Annotated in this window: 23 protein-coding genes and 1 riboswitch; of the genes, 11 read left to right on the top strand and 12 right to left on the bottom strand. The window is 37.8% G+C overall.

Annotated elements, in window-relative coordinates; translation table 11 throughout:
* The first annotated feature begins 8 nt into the window (after window positions 1-8).
* Window positions 9-1,031: a polysaccharide deacetylase family protein gene (locus tag ACMAZA_RS06545; RefSeq protein ID WP_435188051.1), complete on the top strand. Its 1,023-nt coding sequence runs from the start codon at window positions 9-11 to the stop codon at window positions 1,029-1,031.
* Here the strand turns inward: ACMAZA_RS06545 and miaB are convergent.
* From miaB to ACMAZA_RS06495, 10 genes are all read right to left on the bottom strand, one after another.
* Complete coding sequence (gene miaB, locus ACMAZA_RS06540) at window positions 1,028-2,350, bottom strand: tRNA (N6-isopentenyl adenosine(37)-C2)-methylthiotransferase MiaB (protein ID WP_435188049.1); 1,323 nt, start codon at window positions 2,348-2,350, stop codon at window positions 1,028-1,030. The genes ACMAZA_RS06545 and miaB overlap by 4 nt on opposite strands.
* The gene (locus tag ACMAZA_RS06535) at window positions 2,351-3,385 is read right to left on the bottom strand and encodes a mechanosensitive ion channel family protein (protein WP_435188048.1); all 1,035 of its coding nucleotides are present in this window, start codon (window positions 3,383-3,385) and stop codon (window positions 2,351-2,353) included.
* Complete coding sequence (locus tag ACMAZA_RS06530) at window positions 3,385-3,882, bottom strand: murein hydrolase activator EnvC family protein (protein ID WP_435188046.1); 498 nt, start codon at window positions 3,880-3,882, stop codon at window positions 3,385-3,387. The genes ACMAZA_RS06535 and ACMAZA_RS06530 overlap by 1 nt, the downstream gene beginning before the upstream one ends.
* Window positions 3,872-4,450: a YqaA family protein gene (locus tag ACMAZA_RS06525; protein ID WP_435188044.1), complete on the bottom strand. Its 579-nt coding sequence runs from the start codon at window positions 4,448-4,450 to the stop codon at window positions 3,872-3,874. The genes ACMAZA_RS06530 and ACMAZA_RS06525 overlap by 11 nt, the downstream gene beginning before the upstream one ends.
* 15 nt (window positions 4,451-4,465) lie before the next feature.
* Window positions 4,466-5,362, bottom strand: a complete 897-nt coding sequence (gene glyQ, locus ACMAZA_RS06520; RefSeq protein WP_435188042.1) for a glycine--tRNA ligase subunit alpha — start codon at window positions 5,360-5,362, stop codon at window positions 4,466-4,468.
* 132 nt (window positions 5,363-5,494) lie between these two features.
* Complete coding sequence (gene ahcY / locus ACMAZA_RS06515; RefSeq protein ID WP_435188040.1) at window positions 5,495-6,922, bottom strand: adenosylhomocysteinase; 1,428 nt, start codon at window positions 6,920-6,922, stop codon at window positions 5,495-5,497.
* Between the two features lie 21 nt (window positions 6,923-6,943).
* Window positions 6,944-7,013: riboswitch (S-adenosyl-L-homocysteine riboswitch) on the bottom strand.
* Window positions 7,014-7,047: 34 nt separating this feature from the next.
* Complete coding sequence (gene metK, locus ACMAZA_RS06510; RefSeq protein WP_435188038.1) at window positions 7,048-8,181, bottom strand: methionine adenosyltransferase; 1,134 nt, start codon at window positions 8,179-8,181, stop codon at window positions 7,048-7,050.
* A 153-nt stretch (window positions 8,182-8,334) separates the two neighbouring features.
* Window positions 8,335-9,000 carry a heme exporter protein CcmB gene (gene ccmB / locus ACMAZA_RS06505; protein WP_435188036.1) on the bottom strand — a complete coding sequence of 222 codons (666 nt, stop codon included), beginning with the start codon at window positions 8,998-9,000 and terminating at the stop codon, window positions 8,335-8,337.
* Window positions 8,997-9,599 (bottom strand): cytochrome c biogenesis heme-transporting ATPase CcmA, encoded by a 603-nt coding sequence (gene ccmA / locus ACMAZA_RS06500; RefSeq protein ID WP_435188034.1) that lies wholly within the window; start codon window positions 9,597-9,599, stop codon window positions 8,997-8,999. Before ccmA ends, ccmB begins: the two co-directional genes overlap by 4 nt.
* Window positions 9,600-9,669: 70 nt before the next feature.
* Window positions 9,670-10,113: an outer membrane protein assembly factor BamE gene (locus ACMAZA_RS06495; RefSeq protein WP_435188033.1), complete on the bottom strand. Its 444-nt coding sequence runs from the start codon at window positions 10,111-10,113 to the stop codon at window positions 9,670-9,672.
* Window positions 10,114-10,165: 52 nt separating this feature from the next.
* On the opposite strand from ACMAZA_RS06495, the gene fur reads away from it, so the two are divergent.
* Both fur and ACMAZA_RS06485 read left to right on the top strand, forming a co-directional pair.
* Window positions 10,166-10,573 carry a ferric iron uptake transcriptional regulator gene (gene fur / locus ACMAZA_RS06490; RefSeq protein WP_435188031.1) on the top strand — a complete coding sequence of 136 codons (408 nt, stop codon included), beginning with the start codon at window positions 10,166-10,168 and terminating at the stop codon, window positions 10,571-10,573.
* Between the two features lie 23 nt (window positions 10,574-10,596).
* Complete coding sequence (locus ACMAZA_RS06485) at window positions 10,597-11,382, top strand: metal ABC transporter permease (protein ID WP_435188029.1); 786 nt, start codon at window positions 10,597-10,599, stop codon at window positions 11,380-11,382.
* Here ACMAZA_RS06485 and prfA read toward each other — a convergent pair.
* Window positions 11,379-12,467 carry a peptide chain release factor 1 gene (prfA, locus tag ACMAZA_RS06480; RefSeq protein ID WP_435188027.1) on the bottom strand — a complete coding sequence of 363 codons (1,089 nt, stop codon included), beginning with the start codon at window positions 12,465-12,467 and terminating at the stop codon, window positions 11,379-11,381. The two genes, ACMAZA_RS06485 and prfA, sit on opposite strands and share 4 nt — an antisense overlap.
* A complete protein-coding gene (gene hemA, locus ACMAZA_RS06475) occupies window positions 12,467-13,735 on the bottom strand; it encodes a glutamyl-tRNA reductase (RefSeq protein ID WP_435188026.1) in 1,269 nt (422 codons plus the stop codon). Before hemA ends, prfA begins: the two co-directional genes overlap by 1 nt.
* 160 nt (window positions 13,736-13,895) lie before the next feature.
* Between hemA and ruvB the strand changes: the two genes are divergently transcribed.
* The 8 genes from ruvB (at window position 13,896) to ACMAZA_RS06435 (ending at window position 21,001) form a co-directional block, all read left to right on the top strand.
* Entirely contained in the window at window positions 13,896-14,924 is a 1,029-nt protein-coding gene (ruvB, locus tag ACMAZA_RS06470; RefSeq protein ID WP_435188024.1) for a Holliday junction branch migration DNA helicase RuvB, read from the top strand.
* Window positions 14,921-15,325 (top strand): tol-pal system-associated acyl-CoA thioesterase, encoded by a 405-nt coding sequence (gene ybgC, locus ACMAZA_RS06465; protein ID WP_435188022.1) that lies wholly within the window; start codon window positions 14,921-14,923, stop codon window positions 15,323-15,325. Before ruvB ends, ybgC begins: the two co-directional genes overlap by 4 nt.
* Window positions 15,312-15,983 (top strand): protein TolQ, encoded by a 672-nt coding sequence (gene tolQ, locus ACMAZA_RS06460; RefSeq protein WP_435188021.1) that lies wholly within the window; start codon window positions 15,312-15,314, stop codon window positions 15,981-15,983. The genes ybgC and tolQ overlap by 14 nt, the downstream gene beginning before the upstream one ends.
* Complete coding sequence (locus ACMAZA_RS06455; RefSeq protein WP_020027832.1) at window positions 15,980-16,432, top strand: ExbD/TolR family protein; 453 nt, start codon at window positions 15,980-15,982, stop codon at window positions 16,430-16,432. The genes tolQ and ACMAZA_RS06455 overlap by 4 nt, the downstream gene beginning before the upstream one ends.
* 13 nt (window positions 16,433-16,445) lie before the next feature.
* Window positions 16,446-18,116: a TonB C-terminal domain-containing protein gene (locus ACMAZA_RS06450; RefSeq protein WP_435188019.1), complete on the top strand. Its 1,671-nt coding sequence runs from the start codon at window positions 16,446-16,448 to the stop codon at window positions 18,114-18,116.
* Window positions 18,117-18,180: 64 nt separating this feature from the next.
* Window positions 18,181-20,214 (top strand): glycine--tRNA ligase subunit beta, encoded by a 2,034-nt coding sequence (glyS, locus tag ACMAZA_RS06445; RefSeq protein ID WP_435188017.1) that lies wholly within the window; start codon window positions 18,181-18,183, stop codon window positions 20,212-20,214.
* A gap of 3 nt (window positions 20,215-20,217) precedes the next feature.
* Window positions 20,218-20,655, top strand: a complete 438-nt coding sequence (gene dtd / locus ACMAZA_RS06440; protein ID WP_435188015.1) for a D-aminoacyl-tRNA deacylase — start codon at window positions 20,218-20,220, stop codon at window positions 20,653-20,655.
* 4 nt (window positions 20,656-20,659) lie between these two features.
* Window positions 20,660-21,001, top strand: a complete 342-nt coding sequence (locus tag ACMAZA_RS06435) for an ArsC/Spx/MgsR family protein (RefSeq protein ID WP_435188013.1) — start codon at window positions 20,660-20,662, stop codon at window positions 20,999-21,001.

Genomic DNA, 21,001 nt, shown 5'->3' with positions numbered 1-21,001 from the left:
TTTAACTCATGAAAAAGTTCAAAAAATTCTTTAAATTGTTACTTCTGGTTTCAATTTGTTTGCCGTCAATTTCAAATGCATCGGAGACTGACTGTGTCGTCCTTGTGTATCATCGCTTTTCGGATGAAGGTCCTAAATCTACAAGTACTTCACCAAAGGTTTTTAATCAGCACTTGGCCTATTTACAAGACAATGAGTTTACAGTTCTTCCTTTAAAAACAGTTATAAAAAAACTTCAATCTAAAGAAAGGCTGCCCCTTAACTGCGTCAGTTTGACTGCAGATGATGGGTTTTTATCGATATACAAAGAGGCTTTTCCTTTGTTAACTCAGTACCAGTTCCCGATGTCCATTTTCGTTTCAACCAATGCTATTGATAAAAATTACGAATCAATGATGACCTGGGATCAGTTGCGTGAGATGGCCCCATTAGTAGACGTATTTAATCACACCGTAAATCATCCCCACTTAGTAAATCTATCGAAAGAAAACCTTGAGAATGAAATCCATATTGCACAAGATAGGATCTCAAAAGAGTTGGGAGTGGAGGATAAGTATTTAGCTTATCCATATGGTGAGTATGATGATCAGACTTATTCATTTCTAGAATTAAATGATTACATCGCATTTGGGCAGCAATCTGGTGTTGCAAGTCAGAATAGTGATTTTTTAAATATTCCTAGATTTTCAATGTCAGGACCATACGCAAAAATGGAAAGCTTTATTCTTAAAGTCAAGACCGTAGAAATGCCATTAAAGAGTACTGAGCCAAAATCCATGATTGTTTCAGATAGCTTTATGCCTGTTCTAGATTTAGTTTTTTTAAGACCATTAACCAAATTTGAGAGAGATAATTTTGCTTGCTATGTTTCAGGTCAAAATAAAGCTAAATTAGAATGGAATGGCTTACATTCTGTCAGTATTGCTGCAAATGAACCTCTTGGTGTTGGAAGGAGCCGATACAACTGCACTATGCCCTATAAGGAAAATGGACGTTACTATTGGTTCTCAAAGCTGTGGTTGAGGCTTTAAATAAGCTCGGCTGTCAAAGAGTTTGCGATTCCGTCTACTATTTTAACGGACACTATTTGTCCTATAAGCTCTTCTCCGCCTTCAAAGTGAGCAGTTCTCATATTCTCTGTTCTACCTGAGAGAGTATTTCCTTTTTTTGAGAAGCCCTCTACTAAAACTTTTTGAATACTGCCTATCATGGATTTTGATATCTCTTCTGTATTGCTATTCAACCTCTCTTGAACAATAGCAAGCCTCTTCTTTTTAGTCTCTGCACTGACATCATCAGGAAAACTTGAGGCAATTGTGCCAGGCCTTTTAGAATATATAAAGCTGAATGATTTATCAAATCCAATTTCATCAATCAAGCTAACGGTGTCATTAAAGTCATTTTCTGTTTCACCAGGGAAGCCTATAATGAAGTCTGAAGAAATAGAAATATCTGGCCGCACCTGCTTCAACTTGCGTATTTTAGATTTGTACTCAATTGCAGTATGACCACGTTTCATTAAGCTTAAAATTTTATCTGAGCCAGCTTGGACTGGAAGGTGGAGATGAGACACGAGCTCAGGAACTTCTGCATAAGTATCAATCAGCCTGTCACTAAATTCGACTGGGTGAGACGTGGTAAATCTAATTCTATCAATCCCCTCAATTTGAGCAATAATCGAAATCAAAAGAGCTAAATCTGCAACTTCTCCATCATCCATTAGACCTCTATAAGAGTTAACGTTTTGCCCAAGAAGATTGACCTCTTTCACTCCTTGATCAGCTAATAGCTCCACCTCTCGAAAAACATCAATAAATGGCCTTGAAATCTCTTCACCTCTTGTGTACGGAACCACACAAAAAGTGCAATATTTACTACACCCCTCCATAATTGAGACAAAAGCAGAGGCGCCATCACTATGGGGTTCAGGCAAGTGATCAAATTTTTCAATTTCTGGAAATGAGATATCAACTGTGATCTCGTGATCGTTTAGTGCCTCGTTAAGCATATTCGGAAGACGATGAAGGGTTTGAGGTCCAAAAATCATATCAACATATGGTGCTCTCTTGAGGATCAGGTCACCTTCTTGAGAGGCTACGCATCCTCCAACACCAATCACTAGATTAGGATTTTTCTCTTTTAGTTTCCTCCAGCGACCCAATTGATGAAATAACTTATCCTCAGCCTTTTCCCTGATTGAGCATGTATTAATCAATAATACATCAGCTTCATTGATATCTTCGGTCAGATCTAAGTTATGAGATGCTTTGAGAACATCACCCATCTTATTGGAGTCATACTCGTTCATTTGACACCCAAAGGTGCGGATGTGAAGCTTAGAGATACTCATTTAGGATTTTTGTATATGTAAAGTCTGGGTTGGGTATGCAATCTCAGCCCCATGATCAGCAATGATTTGGGCAATATCGAGAAGTAATTTACCTTTGAACTTTTTAAACTCACCAGCATCCGTTAGCGAACTAAATGCCCAAATAACAAAATCGAGTGACGAAGCATTAAACAAGTCAAAATTTACTCTACAGGGTTGATTATTATCAATATGCTCACTCTTGGCTAGAAGGTCTTCGACTTTTTCTATAATGCTTTCCATTTGCGCAATATCATCATATCGAATACCTATAACCTCATGAATTTGCCTATTTGTCATTCTTGATGGAGTTTCTATAGGAATGGTGGCAAAAATAGAATTAGGAACATAAACGGGGTTCTTATTAAAAGTTCTAATTCGAGTCATTCTCCAACCAATTTTTTCAACAACACCCTCAATGCTCTTGTCGGTAGTTCTAATCCAGTCACCAGTTGAAAACGGCTTATCCATTTGTATCATAAGGCCGCCGAAAACATTTGCTAGCATGTCTTTCGCAGCAAAACCTACAACGATACCTCCAACACCCCCTAGAGTTAGTATCGATGAAACAGCATAACCATAAAATTGAGCAACACCTAAAATTATTGCAAATACAAAGAGAATTTTAACGAGACGAGTAAATAGTCTTATTGAGTCTTTGTCAACGCTTCCCTCACCCTCTAACAAAAAGCTCTCAACACTTGAAATTAATCTCAAGATCCCCCAAGTTAAAATAAATACTGGAGCAATAGCTATATAGCCAACGATATCATTTAAAGATTGTATTTCAGAGGTTAACTCTTTCAATGAAAAGTAAAGCCAGCCATACCAAATTAAAAGTTTAAGTGGAGCTGAAATAGCTCCAATTAAATAGTCATCTATCTGGGTCTTAGTGCTTCCAGAGTGCTTCGTAATCTGCTTTAAAATCTTACCCAAAACAAAATGAGTAATAATTGTAATCACTAGGAGAACTGCAATCGTTTGAAGCGGACTTATATTGTGGATAAAATCATTCATCAGAGATATTTTAAAGGATTAATGGGCTCCTCATATTTTTTCATTTCGAAATAAAAAGGTTTGTCGCCAGTGATTGCTATCAACTCACCTTTTTCAATGGTGTCACCCTCACTGACCAGCAACTCTTGATTCTGATTGTAAATGCTATAAAAGCCATAGGCATGCTTAATTATGATCATTTTTCCATAGCTAGCCATTCTGTCACCGCTATAAACAACCTCGCCCTTTCTTACAGACCTAACTTCTTGACCTGGGGAATTATCAAAAGTTAATCCGTAATGTCCATCTTGTTCAGAATAATTTTTTTGAATAGGAGAGTCGACAGGCAGTGACCAATTCTTTTTAACATTTGTTTTTTTAGATTGAGTTTTACTGACTTGGCTAGAGGACTCAACCATATTGAAAGATTTTTCTTCAACAACAACTTGGCCAGGCTGGTTAGTTAGGCAGCCTGATAGGCAGATAAAAATAACCAGTGTTATTAATTTAGTATCCATACCATAAAAATAAAGCTACCGCTATAATTAGAAGATATCCGAGCCAATCAATGTATTTATTTAACCATGCATCAGCCATTTTTCCAAACTTTCTGACAATAAAAGATATTAAAAAATATCTAGAGCCTCTCGCAATTAATGAAAAAACAATAAACGGAAATAGAGACATTGACATCATTCCGGCAGAAATTGTAAAAAGTTTGTACGGAATTGGGCTAAAACCAGCAATTAAAATAATATAGATGCCATAAGTTTGGAAGTATATTTGTGCGGTTTCAAATTTTGCCTCATAGCCTAAGTTAATGAGTAATGGCATGATAAAGTTTTCTGCTTGCACACCAATGTAATAACCTAGAATTGCACCTAAAACTGATGCAACAGTACAAATTGCAGCAAAATAGAAGGCTTTTGATCTATTTCTTAACGACATGGATGCCAATAACAAGTCTTGAAGTGGCAACGGAATAATGACCGATTCAAAAAAACTTATGACTGAAAGCCACAGAATGGCAAATCGACTAGAAGACCAATCTAAAATTTTGTTATAAATGGAGTGAAAAGGCCTCATCAGGGGTTCGAGAGTCTATTTTTTAAGCATAGGGAAGCCCAGTCGCTCTCTGGACTCGTAATAGGCTTGAGCTACTTTTTGACTCATTGCCCGCACTCTTCTAATGAATCTTGCTCTGTCGGTTACACTTATTGCTTTTCTTGCATCTAGAAGATTAAAAATATGAGAGGCTTTCATAGTTTGCTCGTAAGCTGGAAAGGGCAGGTTCTCTTCAATAAGTTTTGAGTTCATTGATTCAGCCTCATCAAACTGTCTAAATAGAACAGCTGTGTCTGCAATCTCAAAGTTGTATTTAGATTGCTCAACTTCATTTTGATGGTATACATCACCATAAGTAAGGCCATCAGTCCAAACAAGATCATAAACACTATCAACGCCTTGTAGATACATTGCTAGCCTTTCAAGGCCATAGGTAAGTTCCCCAGAGACAGGCTTACAAGTGAGCCCACCAACTTGCTGGAAATAAGTAAATTGGCTAACCTCCATTCCATTTAGCCAGACCTCCCAACCTAGCCCCCAGGCTCCCAAAGTAGGGGATTCCCAATTATCTTCCACAAATCTCACATCGTGCATTTTTAAATCAATACCAATAGCTGTTAACGAATCAAGATAAAGATCTTGAATATTTTTTGGTGAAGGTTTTAATAAAACTTGAAATTGATAGTAATGCTGAAGGCGATTAGGGTTTTCACCATAACGACCATCTCCAGGTCTTCTGGATGGTTGAACATAGGCTGCTTTCCAGGGCTCTGGTCCTATCGACCTGATAAACGTTGCTGGATGAAAGGTACCAGCACCAACCTCCATATCGAATGGCTGAACAATAGCACAACCATTTTCAGCCCAGAAACTTTGTAACTTAAGGATAAGATTTTGAAATGACTTGGTTGTATCGAGCTCTAAATTAGACATTCAATCCGAACTGAGAAATAATAAAATTTTACCCCACCAATTTACCCTAGGGCTGACATTTAAATTTTATGGCAAAAGAAATAATAAAAATGCGGGAAAATAATCCCGCACTTTTTAAGCATCACAAGAAACTTAGTATTTATAGGCCTCAGGCTTGAATGGACCCTCTTTTGGAGTATTAATATACTTAGCTTGCTCGGCAGTCATCACAGTTAAAACACCGCCAAAACCACCAACCATTCCTGCCGCTACTTCTTCATCAAGTTTCTTTGGTAGAAGTTCTACAGTGACATTGGCTGCCTTTTGATCTTTAGGTAAATCCGCAAATTTCTTTTCAAAAAGATGCATCTGAGCAAGTACTTGGTTGGCAAAAGATCCATCCATAATTCTAGATGGGTGTCCAGTTGCATTGCCTAAGTTTACGAGTCTGCCTTCAGACAGTAGAATCAAGTAATCATTGTTGTCATTTGATCGATAGATGCGATGGACTTGGGGCTTTACTTCGTCCCATTTCCAGTTATTACGCATGTAGAGTGTATCTATCTCATTATCAAAGTGACCAATGTTGCATACTACAGAGCCAGCTTTAAGGCATTGAAGCATTGCTGCATCGCACACATTGGTGTTGCCCGTTGTTGTAACAATTAAATCAGTACTGGCTAGTAGCTCCTTATTGATACAGTCCAAAGAGCCTGTGTTAATACCATTAATATAAGGTGAAACCACTTCAAAACCATCCATACAGGCTTGGAAAGCACAAATAGGGTCAACCTCAGAAATCTTTACAATCATGCCTTCTTGGCGAAGTGACATTGCAGAACCTTTACCAACATCTCCGTAACCAATAAGAAGAGCTTTCTTTCCAGACATCAACATATCGGTGCCACGCTTTATGGCATCGTTTAGAGAATGACGACACCCATATTTGTTATCATTTTTTGCTTTAGTGACAGCATCATTAACGTTGATTGCAGGAACTTTAAGCTCACCACTTTCAATCATTTCTAAGAGGCGATGAACGCCAGTTGTTGTCTCCTCACTAATACCATGAATCTTATCAAGCATTTCAGGATACTTGTCATGAACCATACCCGTTAAATCACCGCCATCATCAAGAATCATATTGGCATCCCATGGTTTTCCATTGTGAAGAATGGTTTGCTCAATACACCACAAAAACTCTTCTTCAGTTTCACCTTTCCAAGCAAAAACAGGAATATTTCTAGCAGCCATAGCAGAGGCTGCGTGATCCTGAGTTGAGAAAATATTGCACGATGACCAGCGTATTTCTGCACCAAGATCAATTAATGTTTCCATAAGAACAGCAGTTTGAATTGTCATATGGATACAGCCCATAATCTTCGCGCCTTTTAATGGCTGCTCTTTGCTGTACTTTTCTCTTAGCGCCATTAAAGCAGGCATTTCAGATTCGGCTAGCTCGATTTCCTTGCGCCCGAATTCAGCAAGGTTTATGTCAGCAACCTTGAAGTCATTGCTTAGGCTGTCTAAGTCAAGATCTGAAACCTTAAAGTCTTTACTATTAACTGTTGAATTACTCATTTAATTTCCTTGTTAGTTGAAAAAAAATGAGCGTCGTTTTGATTGCCAAGCCTGATTGAGAATTTTTCTCATTGCAACGCTCCTTGGCAGGATGCTGATTATACCAAAAACAAAAACAAAAGAAACTATTTTAGCCGTTCAGCTCTGTTTGTTTTTTCCCAGCTTATTGACTCTTCAGTCCTGCCAAAATGACCATAACTGGCAGTTTGCTGATAAATAGGTCGTTTCAGATCTAGCATTGCAATTAAACCTTTTGGACGAAGGTCAAAATGTTCTCTGATTAAGGCGACAATTTCATGATTAGGCATCTCTCCTGTACCAAAAGTATCAACACTGATGCTAGTCGGCTCCGCAACGCCAATCGCATATGAAACTTGAATTTCACAACGCTTAGCAATACCAGCAGCAACAATGTTTTTAGCAACATATCGAGTCGCATAGGCAGCACTGCGATCTACTTTTGAAGGATCTTTACCTGAAAATGCTCCACCCCCATGTCTTGCCATGCCACCATATGTGTCCACTATAATTTTTCTACCAGTAAGTCCAGCATCTCCTACAGGGCCACCAATCTCGAAATTACCAGTTGGATTGATGTGGTATTGAGTTTCCTTGGTAAGCCATTTTTCTGGAAGTATGGGTTTAATGATATTCTCTAAAACGCTTTCTCTTAGTTCATTTAATGAAACATCGCCATCATGCTGAGTTGACAGAACAACAGCATCAATTCCAACAATCTGATTACCTTCATAAATACAAGAAACTTGTGATTTTGCATCTGGGCGAAGCCATGGTATTGAGCCATTGAGCATCAAATCAGCTTGTTGTCTTACAAGTTGATGTGAGAGCATTATTGGTGCTGGCATGAGCTCTTCAGTTGAATTTTCAGCATAGCCAAACATTAGCCCCTGATCTCCAGCACCTTGTTCATGGTTTTCACTCTCTGTAACACCCATTGAAATATCTTGAGATTGTCTTCCAAGGAGGTTCGTAATTGAGCAGGTTGCCCCATTAAAACCGTACTCCTCTTTGTCATACCCAATTCCAAGAATAGTTTTCCTTACAATGGCATCGTAATCTATTTCAGCGGCAGTAGTTATTTCGCCTGCCAAAACAACTTGGTTATCTTTAACTAGAGTTTCAACAGCAACTCTCGAGCCTGGATCTTGTTCAAGGGCAGCATCAAGAATGGCATCTGAAATTTGGTCACAAACTTTATCGGGGTGACCTGCAGAGACAGATTCAGAGGTAAAAATCATTTTAAAATCCTTTTTTAGTTCAAATTAAAGCTAAAGAAGAATTTTTGAAAAAATGCTCAGCTTTAGCTTGTTTTAGTCGTTTAATCGACTACGCTAGCAATCGGTACAAATCAGCGTTGATTTATTATAGCCTTAAGAGAATTAATGTAAAGACTATTCGAGGCTAATTTTTAAAGATAATGCACTAAGAAATGGAGTAATGATAAGGCTCAGCACTAGAAAAAAACCTAAAAAATATAATTGACCATCAATCGCTTGGTTTGATTGGGCATGAGAGATTGCACTGGTTGCAAATATCAAAATGGGAATATAGAGGGGGAGTATCAGCAGAGATAAAAGCATTCCAGAGTTTTTAATTCCAACTACAAGAGAGGCGCCTATTGATCCAATAAGGCTCAAACAGGGGGTTGCTATAATCAAGGTCAATATCAAAATAATGATACTCTCAGAGCTGAGAAAAAGTGCCATACCAAGAAAGGGCGACAAGATAATAATTGGAAGACCCGAGAGAATCCAATGAGCTGTGGTTTTAGCCAAGAGGATGAGTGAAAGTGAGTGATGAGAAATGATCATTTGCTCAAGAACTCCATTATCAAAATCATAATGAAATAATGTGTTTAGCGATAGAAGAACGGATAGCATCGTAATTACCCAAAAAATTCCTGGAGCCATTCTAGTTAGTGTTTCAGCCTCTGGACTTATCGCTATTGGAAATAAAGAAATCGATATTACAAAAAACATTAAAGGATTAAGGAAGCTTGAAGGATTCCTGACTGCCATTTTTAAGTCTCTTGATATAGTGGTTAGAAAGATATTCATAGTGAAATCTCCCTTAGATTATTAATGTTGCATTCCTGATGAGTAGTCAAAATGCATATTCCACCTTGCTTGCAATGGTCCTCAATTTTATTTTCAAAGATCTTAATTGCCTTTGAATCAAGCGCTGAAAAAGGCTCATCAAGTAGCCAGACTTTTGAGCTAGTAATAAAGAGAAGTGAAAGTGCAATTCTTTTTTTCTGGCCAGCAGAAAGGGTGCCAACAAGGTCATTCTCATATTTCTCTAGACCTACTTGCTTGAGCGCCCTGGAGTGATCATTATTTAAGTCATTTGCATCAAGAAGAGAGCTGTATCTTAAGTTTTCAATGCAGCTTAATTCTGGACTCAATGAGGCTAAATGACCAAGATAAAGAAAATCAAGTTTATATTGCTCACTATTCAATTTATAAGAGTCATAGTGTATTTCACCTGACTCGAAAGAACTGAGCCCTGCAATAATTCTTAGTAGTGAGGTTTTTCCCGAACCATTTGGTCCAGAAATTTTTAACACATCACCAGAGTTAATCTCGAATGAAAGATTCTCAAATAGAAGGTTGTAACCTTTTTGACAGCTTAAGTTGTTTACTTTAAGTTTCGACATCTGTCTATTTTAATTGATACCCCAAATTAACAAGGAGTAATCTAGCAAGCTGATTCTCAGAATTGAGGGATTAGTTATTAACCAATAAGCCCGAAAGACCAGTTTTATCAATTTCAGCAAGGATATTACCATCAAATATCAATCTCAAGCGGTATTGAATCTTAGTTTCACCCTCAATTGATGAGTGGTTAATATAGTCCCACTGATACTGATGAAACGGATCAATGATGCTTGGCGAACCAATTAAATCCATAACCTGATTCTTAGTCATACCGATTTGAAGCAGATTGACATCACTCATTTCAAGGACTGAGCCTTGCATAATGGTAGGCTTATAGACTTCAATGGATGGCAATTTGGGTTTTGCCCAACTCGGCAAAGATAGCTTAGGCATCTTAGGAAGCTCAGGCATTGAAAACTTGGGCATCTTTGGAAGTTCAGGAGCCTTTGGAAGGTTACTGGAACATCCAGTTAACACAATCGCAGCAAGCAAAATAAAAGTTAATCTATTCATCTATTGTTAAACATATAAAATATAAAGAGGATTTTACCTTAAGGATTTTTTAATGGATGCAGAAGATTTAAAAAGTGCTGGTCTAAAAGTCACCCTGCCAAGGCTCAAAATTTTAGAAGTTCTTGAGAGCTCTCCAAGCCATCATCTCAGTGCTGAGGATATTTATAGGGTTCTGATTGAGCAAAATGAAGAGGTTGGTGTTGCGACAATTTATCGTGTTCTATCGCAGTTTGAAGAGTCAGGTATTGTGCAAAAATTAAACTTTGAAAATAATCAAGCAGTTTATGAGTTGTGTGGGGCCGATCACCATGATCACTTAGTTTGTGTTAAATGTAATAAGATTATTGAATTTCAAGATGATGTGATTGAGCAGCATCAGATTCAAATTGCAAAAAAACATGGATTCGAGTTAACTGACCACTCTTTGTATCTCTATGGCCTATGCAAGGATTGTCATTAACCTTGCTGTTGATACTATAGATTATGGATGATTTTATATATCGAGCAATTATTGCTTCGATTGGAGTTTCTTTGATTGCAGGATCGCTTGGTTGTTTTGTGATCTGGAAAAGACTATCATATTTCTCTGACTCAATTTCACATAGTGCTCTTTTAGGGGTTGCACTTGGCCTGGCCACTGGACTCGGAATTAACTTAGGCTTAGTTATTGTTGGCAGTTTGTTTGCAGTTCTAATTGTTTATCTTCAACAGAAAGAGTTTTGGTCAAGTGATGCAGTTCTTGGAATATTCTCGCACATATCACTCTCGTTAGGAATAGTGGTTCTTGGAATTATTGGAAATCAAAATACAGATTATTTTGCTTATCTTTTTGGAGATATTCTCTCCATTACTTCAAAAGATCTCTATTGGATTTTTTCAGTCGCAGTCATAGTTATCGCAATTCTAGTATTTAATTGGAAAAAATTATTATTACTTACTCTTAACGAAGAGTTGGCCAAGGCCGAAGGTATAAATAAATTGTATTATGATCTTCTATTTATGTTTTTGATTGCCCTAGCAGTTTCTGTATCAGTTCAAATTGTAGGAGTTCTTCTCATAACCTCTCTCTTAATTATCCCTCCTGCAATTGCTAGAGTCATTTCAAATTCACCAGTTGTAATGATATTTGCTTCTATGATAGTCTCTATATTTTCTGTTCTCGTAGGCCTTTATCTATCTATTGATTTTGATCTGGCAACTGGACCAACCATTGTAATCACTCTTGGGGCTATATTTTTTATAGCTCAATTTATACCAAAAAAGGTTTAAAGACTTGCGTTGAGCTCCGTCAACTGATTGGTTTGCTGCTCAATAATAAGTGGATCAATTATTGATTCTAATTCACCTTCCATGACCTCGTTGAGTTTGTAAAGAGTCAGATTGATTCTATGATCAGTCACTCTTCCTTGAGGGTAGTTATAAGTTCGAATTCTTTGGGATCTGTCGCCACTTCCAACAAGCTCTTTTCTTTGAGAGGCTTGCTCCTTTTGCTGCTCCTGTTGTTGTGCGTCTAAAATTCTTGAGGCAAGAACTGACAGAGCTTGAGCTTTGTTTTTGTGTTGCGATCTCCCGTCTTGGCATTCAACAACTGTTCCAGTTGGAATATGGGTAACCCTAACCGCAGAATCTGTTTTATTAACATGCTGACCACCAGCCCCTGAAGCTCTAAAAGTATCTACCCTCACATCGTTCATGTTGATATCAACCTCTTCAATATTTGAAACTTCTGGCATCACCGCAACAGTACAAGCAGATGTATGAACTCTTCCTTGGGATTCAGTTTCTGGAACCCTTTGAACGCGGTGAGCACCAGATTCAAACTTTAGTTTTGAGTAAACATTAGTCCCACTAATCCTTGCAATTATTTCTTTAAACCCGCCATGCTCTCCAACACTTGAACTTAGAATCTCAAGCTGCCATTTAGATTTTTCTACATAACGAGTGTACATTCTATAAAGATCACCTGAAAAGATACTTGCCTCATCGCCACCCGTCCCAGCTCTAATCTCGATAATAATGTTTCTTGAGTCATTCGGATCTTTTGGCAGTAAGGCTTTTTTTAGGTCTAGCTCCAATTGCTGCAAAACCTCTTGACCAGATGAAATCTCCTCCTGAGCCATTTCTTTAATTTCTTCGTCTGGCTCGGTTAATAATTTTTCTGCAGTTTCGATGTCTTCTAAGGTTGCTAAGTACTCTTTATATTTTTCATTCACTGGGGTTAGCTGCGAATGCTCAATTGAAAGTTCTCTAAATTTATTTTGATCAGCAGCAACTGATTGATCTGATAGAAGTGCATTGATTTCTTCTAAGCGCATAGATAATTGCTCTAACTTAGAAAGAATAGATTGATTCATTAACTTTCTATCTTTGAGTGTTTATTGGGGTCTTTATCGGCTATGACCTTAGAGCTGTATAGAGATTTTGAAGGTTTCTTTATTTTTTCTAGGGATTGGTGCAACAATTTATTAGTCAGTTTGTCAGCAAGCTCTTCAACAACTAGATCTGGACTTGAGCCAGATTTAAGTTTCCTAATTGCGGTTTGAAGTAACTCATCCTTAATTAAATTGGCCTGTCTTCTATAATTTTTTATAACCTCTTCGTTAGGAATGTTATTGATCCATTCCATGAATTCAATACTACTTAAATTGATTATTTTTTCAGCATCAACTTTTTCTTTGAGTCTTTCTTCAAGATTACTGTTTGCAATCTGTTGTAAGTCATCAACAGTGTAGAGAAATACATCTTCAAGTTGATTCACTTCGGGCTCTATATCTCTTGGAATAGCTAAATCTATCAGAAGCATAGGCTGATGTTTTCTTTGAAGAAGAACAGTTTCTATGAGCCCCTTACCAATTATTGGAATTGGCGCAGCAGTAGATGAGATTACGATATCAGCTCGATGAAGATTTTCTGATAAACTTTTCAACGCAATCGCCTCAGCATTATGTTTAATGGCAATTGGCTGAGCATTCTCAAGAGTTCTGTTAGCAAAAATCATGTCCTTAACGCCTCTTTTACTAAGATGTTGAGCGCTTAACTCAACCATTTCACCGGCACCAATCAAAAGTACTGTTTGATTTTCTAAATTAGTAAAGATTTTTTCACTAAGCTTAACTGCGCAATAAGCTACAGATATTGGGGACGAACCAATGTTTGTATCTGTTCTGACTTTTTTAGCCGTTTTAAAAACATGTTGGAAAAGTTTTTCAAGAACTTTATCTAAAGCTCCTTGTGCTTTTGAAACTTGATATGCGTCTTTGAGTTGGCCTAGGATTTGTGGCTCACCAAGGACTAATGATTCAAGACCACAGGCCACCTTAGAGATATGACTCAAGGCATCGATAGATTCAAAGAATGAAACATATTCAACAAGCGACAAATGATCAATAGCATGGGTGGTGGCCAAAAATTTTAATAGGACATCACGAATATTTTTAGAATTATGAGAAACATAAATCTCAGACCTGTTGCAAGTTGAAAATATCACACATGCTTTAATATCACTGAGTGATAATAAATTAGATATGGCAGTGGGTAATTCACTTGAAGCAAATGCCACTTTCTCCCTGATTTCCACTGGAGCCAATTGATGACTAATACTAAGAACTGCAATATTTGACATTGAACAGGTGATAAAAAATTAATCGATTAATTATACCTTTCATTTCAATTCCTTTCCAATTTATGCATCAATGTCCAACTTCTAGTTATGCATAAACAATCAACCTTAGTATCGATTGGTCTAAAATACTTATCATAATCTAACTAATTAAATAATTTGCATGATAGAAGAGGATAGATTGATTGGTGGTGAGAATCAGTCAAATGAAGATCTCAAGGCTGCCTCAGTCAGACCCAATTCTTTCGCAGATTACATTGGACAAGAGGACGTCAAATCGCAAATGACTCTGTTCATCGAGGCTGCAAGGTCTCGTGAAGATGTTCTTGATCATTGCCTCATCTATGGACCTCCTGGACTTGGCAAAACCACCTTGGCAAATGTTATTGCTAATCAAATGGCTGCTGGAATTAAGCAGACCTCTGGCCCTGTTCTTGAGCGCTCTGGAGACTTAGCTGCTATTCTAACCAAGCTTGAGCCATATGACATTCTTTTTATCGATGAAATTCACAGGCTGAATCCGGTCGTAGAGGAAATCTTGTATCCTGCGCTTGAAGATTTTAAGTTAGACATTCTGGTTGGTGAGGGAGTGGCTGCACACTCAGTTCAACTTGAATTGCCCCCGTTTACCTTAATTGGAGCAACTACTAGAGCTGGAATGCTTACATCCCCTCTCAGAGATAGATTTGGAATTGTCCACAGGTTAGCTTTTTATAACATGAAAGAGCTTCAAGAAATTATCGAAAGGTCAGCATCTATTTTAAAAATAAAGATAGAAAAACAAGGCTCAGAAGAGATAGCAAAGCGATCCAGAGGAACGCCAAGAATTGCGAATCGCCTTTTAAGGCGAGTTCGTGATTTTGCAGATGTCAAAACTAAAGGAATCATAAATGTTGAGATTGCAAAAGAGGCTCTTGAGGCTTTAAAGGTTGATGAGGCAGGACTCGAGCAACTCGATAGGGATTATTTGAGCTTAATAATTCAAAAATTTTCTGCTGGTCCGGTGGGTTTAGATACTTTAGCAACAGCCTTGGGAGAAGAGAGAAGTACTTTAGAAGATATGATAGAGCCGTACCTTCTTCAGCAAGGTTTTATAATGAGGACGCCAAGAGGCCGAATTGCAACCGACCTTGCTTTTTCGCATCTCGGAGAGATCAGACAGGCAAAGGACCAAGATTTATTTAGTAAATGAACCAGCAGAGATTCAGAGTTTATTACGAAGATACTGATGCTGGTGGCGTAGTTTTTTATGCCAACTATCTTAAATTTATAGAAAGGGGAAGGACTGAGTATCTTCGAGATCTTGGTTTTGATCAAAGCGTTTTAGCCAATCAAAAAAATGTAGTTTTTGTAGTTAAATCTTTGAGTGCAGATTACTTATCGCCGGCATATTTAGATGACATGGTTGAAGTTCAAACAAACATCAAATCAATTAAAAATGCGAGTCTAGTTTTTGCTCAGAAAATTCTGAGTTTGGAGAAAAATACGGTATTATTTAAGGCGGAAGTCAAGGTTGTTTCTGTCTCAACTAATAATTTAAAACCTTGCGCTATTCCTCAAGAAATCATGGAGAAACTTAATGGAAGAAAATAGTTTATCAATCGTCGGTTTAATCTTTAACGCTGGATTGGTTGTTCAGCTAGTTATGATTATTTTGGTTCTGATGTCGATCTATTCATGGACAGTTATTATGTCCAAGAAAAAGATTCTAATGGATGCATCAAGCGACATTGATACTTTCCATGAAGAGTTTGAAAGAAATGATAAGCTAGACAAACTCTATAAAAATCTCCCTCCACTTGCCTCAGACTGGAGCGCAATGGAAGATATTTTTGGTTCAGGGTACAAAGAATTCACTCACACAAAGTCAACCTCTAACCAGTCTCTGATTATGAACTCTGAGAGAGCATACAGAGCGATGAACACCTCTGCGAGCAATGAGATTGATCGATTAGATTCAAGCCTATCCATTCTTGCAATGATTGCATCCTCTAGCCCTTACATTGGTCTCTTTGGAACTGTCTGGGGAATCATGCATTCATTTATTGGTCTTGCTTCAGTGAAGCAGGCTACGATTGCGGTAGTTGCGCCGGGTATTGCTGAGGCCTTAATTGCGACAGCTTTTGGTCTGTTTGCAGCAATACCAGCAACGATTGCTTATAACAGGCTCGTTTCACAAGTCGAAGACATTGGAAACAGATACACCGCTTTTGTTGAGGAAATATTTGTAATACTTCAGAGACAAAAATGATAGAGCTACCAAAGCGTTCTAGGCCAGATATCCATGCAGATATCAATATTGTTCCATACATTGATGTAATGCTTGTTCTTTTGGTGATCTTTATGATGACTACTCCAATTATTGAACAGGGCGTTGAAGTGGATCTTCCTAGTGCACCAGCTAATGTCGTCGATTATCAAGATCAACAGCCTTCTATAATTTCAGTTGATGTTGATGGTAATTATTTCATTAATCCAATGACGAGCCCGGGCGTTGATGAAATTGAGGATTTAGAGCCAGTATCCTTAAATGTGGCCATTAATCAAATTCTTGCTCGTAAAGAAATTTTCCCTGATATGCAAGTATTTGTTAGGGGTGATAAAAAGGTTGAATACGAAAAAGTCATTGAAATCATTGCAATACTTAAGCAATATAGCAAGATCGATAAGGTTGGCTTTATGACTGAGAACCCAAATTAACTGATTTATATTTATGAATTTTGTTAAAAAGATTGCTGCTTTTTTTAGAAGTCTTGTTACTAAAAAAACTGACACAACTCATGAAAGTGATGATCAGGCAATCTCTAAAGAAAAGAAAATTTCTGGCGACTCTAAATTTCTTGTTTTTTTAAGGAAAGCTTCTGCTTTCCTCTATAAATATTTAAAGAAGTTATTTATCTTTATTTTGGGACTCATCAATACGATGATGAGACCGATGGTAAAAATTTCAAAGAAACACCCAATAGCGTTCTGGGCAGCGGTCATTTTGCATGCAGCACTTCTGTTTGGACTTCTTTATGCTAACGTTGAGAGATGGGATGCTCCACAGCAGGCTTCATCAGTATCTCAGGCAGCTCCAGTTCAGGCAGTGATGATTGATATGGAAATCATTGAAGCTGAACAGGATCGACTAAAGGATGTCGAAAAACAGAAGCAACAAAAACTTAAGAACGAAGAGAAGCGATCTGAGACAGCAAAGAAGGATCAAAAGGTTGCTGAGCAAGAAGCACTGAAAGCTAAAGCGCAAAAAGTCTTTGCTGAAGTGAAGAGAAAAGCAGAGGAGGCGAAAGCAAAAGAGGCAGAAAAATTAGCCTCTGAGGCAGTAGAAAAGATAGCTGAAGCCGAAAGCAAGGCAAAGATTGAAGAGTTGAAGGCAAAAGAAGCTGAAGCTAAGCGTATCGCCGAAGAAGCTAAAACAAAAGAGGCTGAAATTCAGGTGCTAGAGGCAGAAAAACAAAAGGCAGCTGCTGAAGCTCTTAGAAAGGCTGAAGAAGTTAAAACTAGACTTGCTGAGTTGAAACGCAAGGCAGAGGAAGCTAGGACCAAGGAAGCTGAATTGTTAGCAGAAGAAGCTGCGAAGGAAGCCAAGGAAGCTGAAATACTAGCCAAGGAAGCTGAAATACTAGCCAAAGAGGCTGAAGAGAAACGTATTGAAGAAGAGTCAAAGGCTAAGGATGCGGTCAAAGAAGCTGAAAAATTAGCTGAAGAGAAAGCTAGAGAGGCTGAAATACTTGCCCAAGAGGTTGCAAAACAAGTTAAGAAAGCAGAAGAAAAGAGAAGAACTGAAGAGGCCAAAGCTAAAGAAGCTGAAGAGAAGCGTAAATTAGAAGAAGAGAAGCGAAAGCTTGAAGAAGAAAAAGTAAAAGAAGCTGAAGAGAAGCGAAAGCTTGAGGAAGAAAAAGCTAAGTTAGCTGAAAAAGAAAAAGATGAGGCTAAGAGGCTTGCCGAAGAAGAGCGTATCAGACTAGATGAGTTAGAGGCTGAGAGAACAGCTCAGCAGCTAGCTTTTGAAAATGAACAGTATAATCGTTTGTTAACACAGGAAGTTCAAGCTGAGCAAGACTTGGAAAGAGAGGCTCGTATTGCAGATCAAAGGGCAATTCTTGAGTCTGCATGGATTGCTAATATTGCAGCTAGGGTTCGGGCATTCTGGCGTTATCAGGGAGCTGAAGATGATTGGACTGCAGAAGTTTATGTGATACAGGATAGAGATGGAACTGTCATGGCTGTGGATGTTCGCAATACTAATGTTGGTAATAGCTCTAAAGCAAAGGCATTTAGGGACTCAATTGAAAGGGCAGTTAAAAAATCATCGCCTTTCCCTGCTGCTCCTGATGAGGCGGTCTTTCAAAATGAGATTCTATTTATATTTGGTGTAAATTAAATCAAACATTTTCTTCCCAAATCAAACTTAATAATATTCAACACAATAAGTTAAAATATTGGGCATGAAAACGCACGACTTTTTATTAGAACTGGGCACGGAGGAATTGCCTCCTAAGCTATTATTAAAGCTGTCTAACTCTCTCAAAGACAACTTTGAGCAGGAGCTCAATAAATTAAACCTAAACTTTAATAATACCAAAGCGTTTGCGACACCTAGACGATTGGCTATTTCTATTTCTGAGCTTCAAAGTAAGCAGCAAGACCAAGTTATTGAAAAGAAAGGGCCTTCAACTCAATCACCAGAAATGGCAATCAATGGCTTTGCAAAGTCTTGTGGTGTGAGCGTTGATGAACTAGAGAAAAAAGAACTTGCAGGAAAAGAGTATTTTTTCTATTCTAAAGAGGAGGCTGGTCAAAGTGTTAAGGATCTTCTTCCATCGATCATCGAAAAGTCGATTAAAGACATACCAATCACTCGATCAATGAAATGGGGTGACTCAGACTACTCATTCGTTAGGCCTGTGCATTGGTTAGTCGTAATGCTAGATAAGGATGTCGTTAATGCTAATATTATGGGGCTTAAAAGCGGAAGAGAGTCTAAAGGTTTAAGGTTTCAGGATTCAATCCTTAAATTCACACATGCTAATGAATATGAGAATTTGATGAGTCAGAAAGCGCAGATATTGGTTGATTTTAATAAGCGAAAAGAGCTCATAAGAGACCAAATATTGTCAGTTGCTAAAACAAATAATGCTGAGGTCGTTATCGATGAGTCTCTTCTTGATGAAGTTTGCGCTTTAGTTGAGTATCCTAGAGCATTCTCAGGGAGTTTTGACAAAAAATTCTTAGATATTCCTCAAGAAGCAATTATTTCTGCAATGAAATCCCACCAAAAATATTTTCATTTGGTTGATAGCAAGGAAAAATTATTGCCTCTTTTTATTTCTGTTGCTAATATTGAATCATCGAATATCCAGGCAATTATTGATGGCAATGAAAGAGTTATTCATCCTAGGCTGGCTGATTCAGAATTTTTCTGGAATCAAGATAAAGCAATCAAGTTAGAAGAGAGATTAACTGGTTTAGATAGTGTTATGTTTATGAAGTCCCTTGGCTCTATGGGTCAGAAAGCTAAACGTATTGAAAAACTTAGTTCAAATATCTCAGATTTGGCTGGATTCGATAAAGAAATTGCACAGAGAGCTGGCTTATTATCGAAGACAGATCTCTTGAGTGAAATGGTCGGGGAGTTTGCAGATCTTCAAGGGATTATGGGCGGTTATTATGCTCTTAATGATGGTGAATCAAAAGAAGTCTCAGTTGCAATAAGAGAGCATTATCAGCCAAGATTTGCAGGTGATAGTCTGCCCTCAACTGATGCAGGAATTGCGGTGTCTTTGGCAGATAAGATGGATACCTTAACTGGAATTTATGGAATCGGTCAGGGGCCTACTGGATCTAAAGACCCATACGCTCTCAGAAGAACAGCACTCGGCATGCTCCGAATTTTATTAGAAGCAAAAATAGAGTTGAACTTGAAGTCACTCATTGATTTTTCTTTGAGCCTTCACCTCAAAGAAGTAGATCGCAAGTGTGCAGGTGATATTTATAACTTTATGATGGATAGACTCAAAGCCTACTACAGAGACGCCAATATTGATACAAATATTTATGAAGCTGTTCTGGCAGTTTCGCCAGATTCTCCTTTAGACTTTCATTACAGGATAGATGCTTTAAATGAATTTACTCGGAGTGCTGATTCAAAAAGTCTAATTGAGGCGAATAAAAGAATTGCAAACATCTTGAAAGACTCAGATGAGAAGCTGGAGGAATTGAATTCAAATATACTTCTTGAAGATTCTGAAAAGATTCTATACAAGGCAACTGAATCCTTAACAAAAGAATTATCAGGCAGCAAGAATTACAAAGAGATAATGAAATCTTTGTTGAACTTAAAAGACTCAATTGATTCATTCTTTGATAATGTAATGGTCAATGCTGAGGATGATAAGGTTAGAAGTTCTAGGCTGGCCCTCATAAGAAGAGTGAGACATCTATTTCTTTCTGTAGCAGATATTTCACATCTGTCATCATAATCAATGAAAGCTTTAATTCAGAGAGTAAGCTCCTCACAGGTAAAAGTTGATGGAAAGTTAGTTGGATCTGTTGAAAAGGGCCTATTAGTTTTTTTGGGTTTAGAGAAACAAGATACAAGGCCTATGGCAGATAAGATGATTAACAAGATTATCTCTTATAGATTGTTTCCTGACCAAAATCAAAAAATGAACTTAAGTCTCAAGGATATCAATGGAGAAATCTTAATTATTTCTCAGTTTACTTTGGCTGCGGATACAAAAAATGGAACCAGAGCTGGATTTTCAACTGCCATGCCGCCTCTGGATGCAGAGAGTCTTTACGACTACTTTGTAGAGAACGCAAGGAGTTCAGGCCTTAAAGTTGAGACTGGAATTTTTGGTGCTGATATGAAAGTCTCACTAGTTAATGATGGTCCTGTGACCTTTCTGTTAGAGGTTTAGCTTAATGACTATCTCATTGACCATTTATGGAATAAAAAACTGTGATACTGTCAAGAAGGCTTTAAAGTTTCTTTCGAGTAAGTCATTACCGCATGAATTTATAGACTTCAGAGAAAACCTAATATCTGAAGATCTCTATAAAACAATGGAGCAGGGGGTAGGCCTTGAGATGCTTATTAATAAACGCTCCTCCACCTATAGGTCATTAACTGACGATGAAAAACAAAATATTGGTTATGAGCTTGTATCCAAGTATCCAACTCTTATTAAAAGGCCTGTTTTAATTCAGAATGGAGATGTGATGGTCGGGTTTAGCGAGAAACAATATTCTGAGCTTCTGTTATAA

The sequence above is a fragment of the Pseudothioglobus sp. nBUS_23 genome (assembly GCF_051201565.1).
Classification (GTDB): Bacteria; Pseudomonadota; Gammaproteobacteria; order PS1; family Pseudothioglobaceae; genus Pseudothioglobus.
The sequence above is the reverse complement of the archived record's forward strand: the minus strand, read 5'-3'. Positions and strand labels throughout refer to the sequence as shown.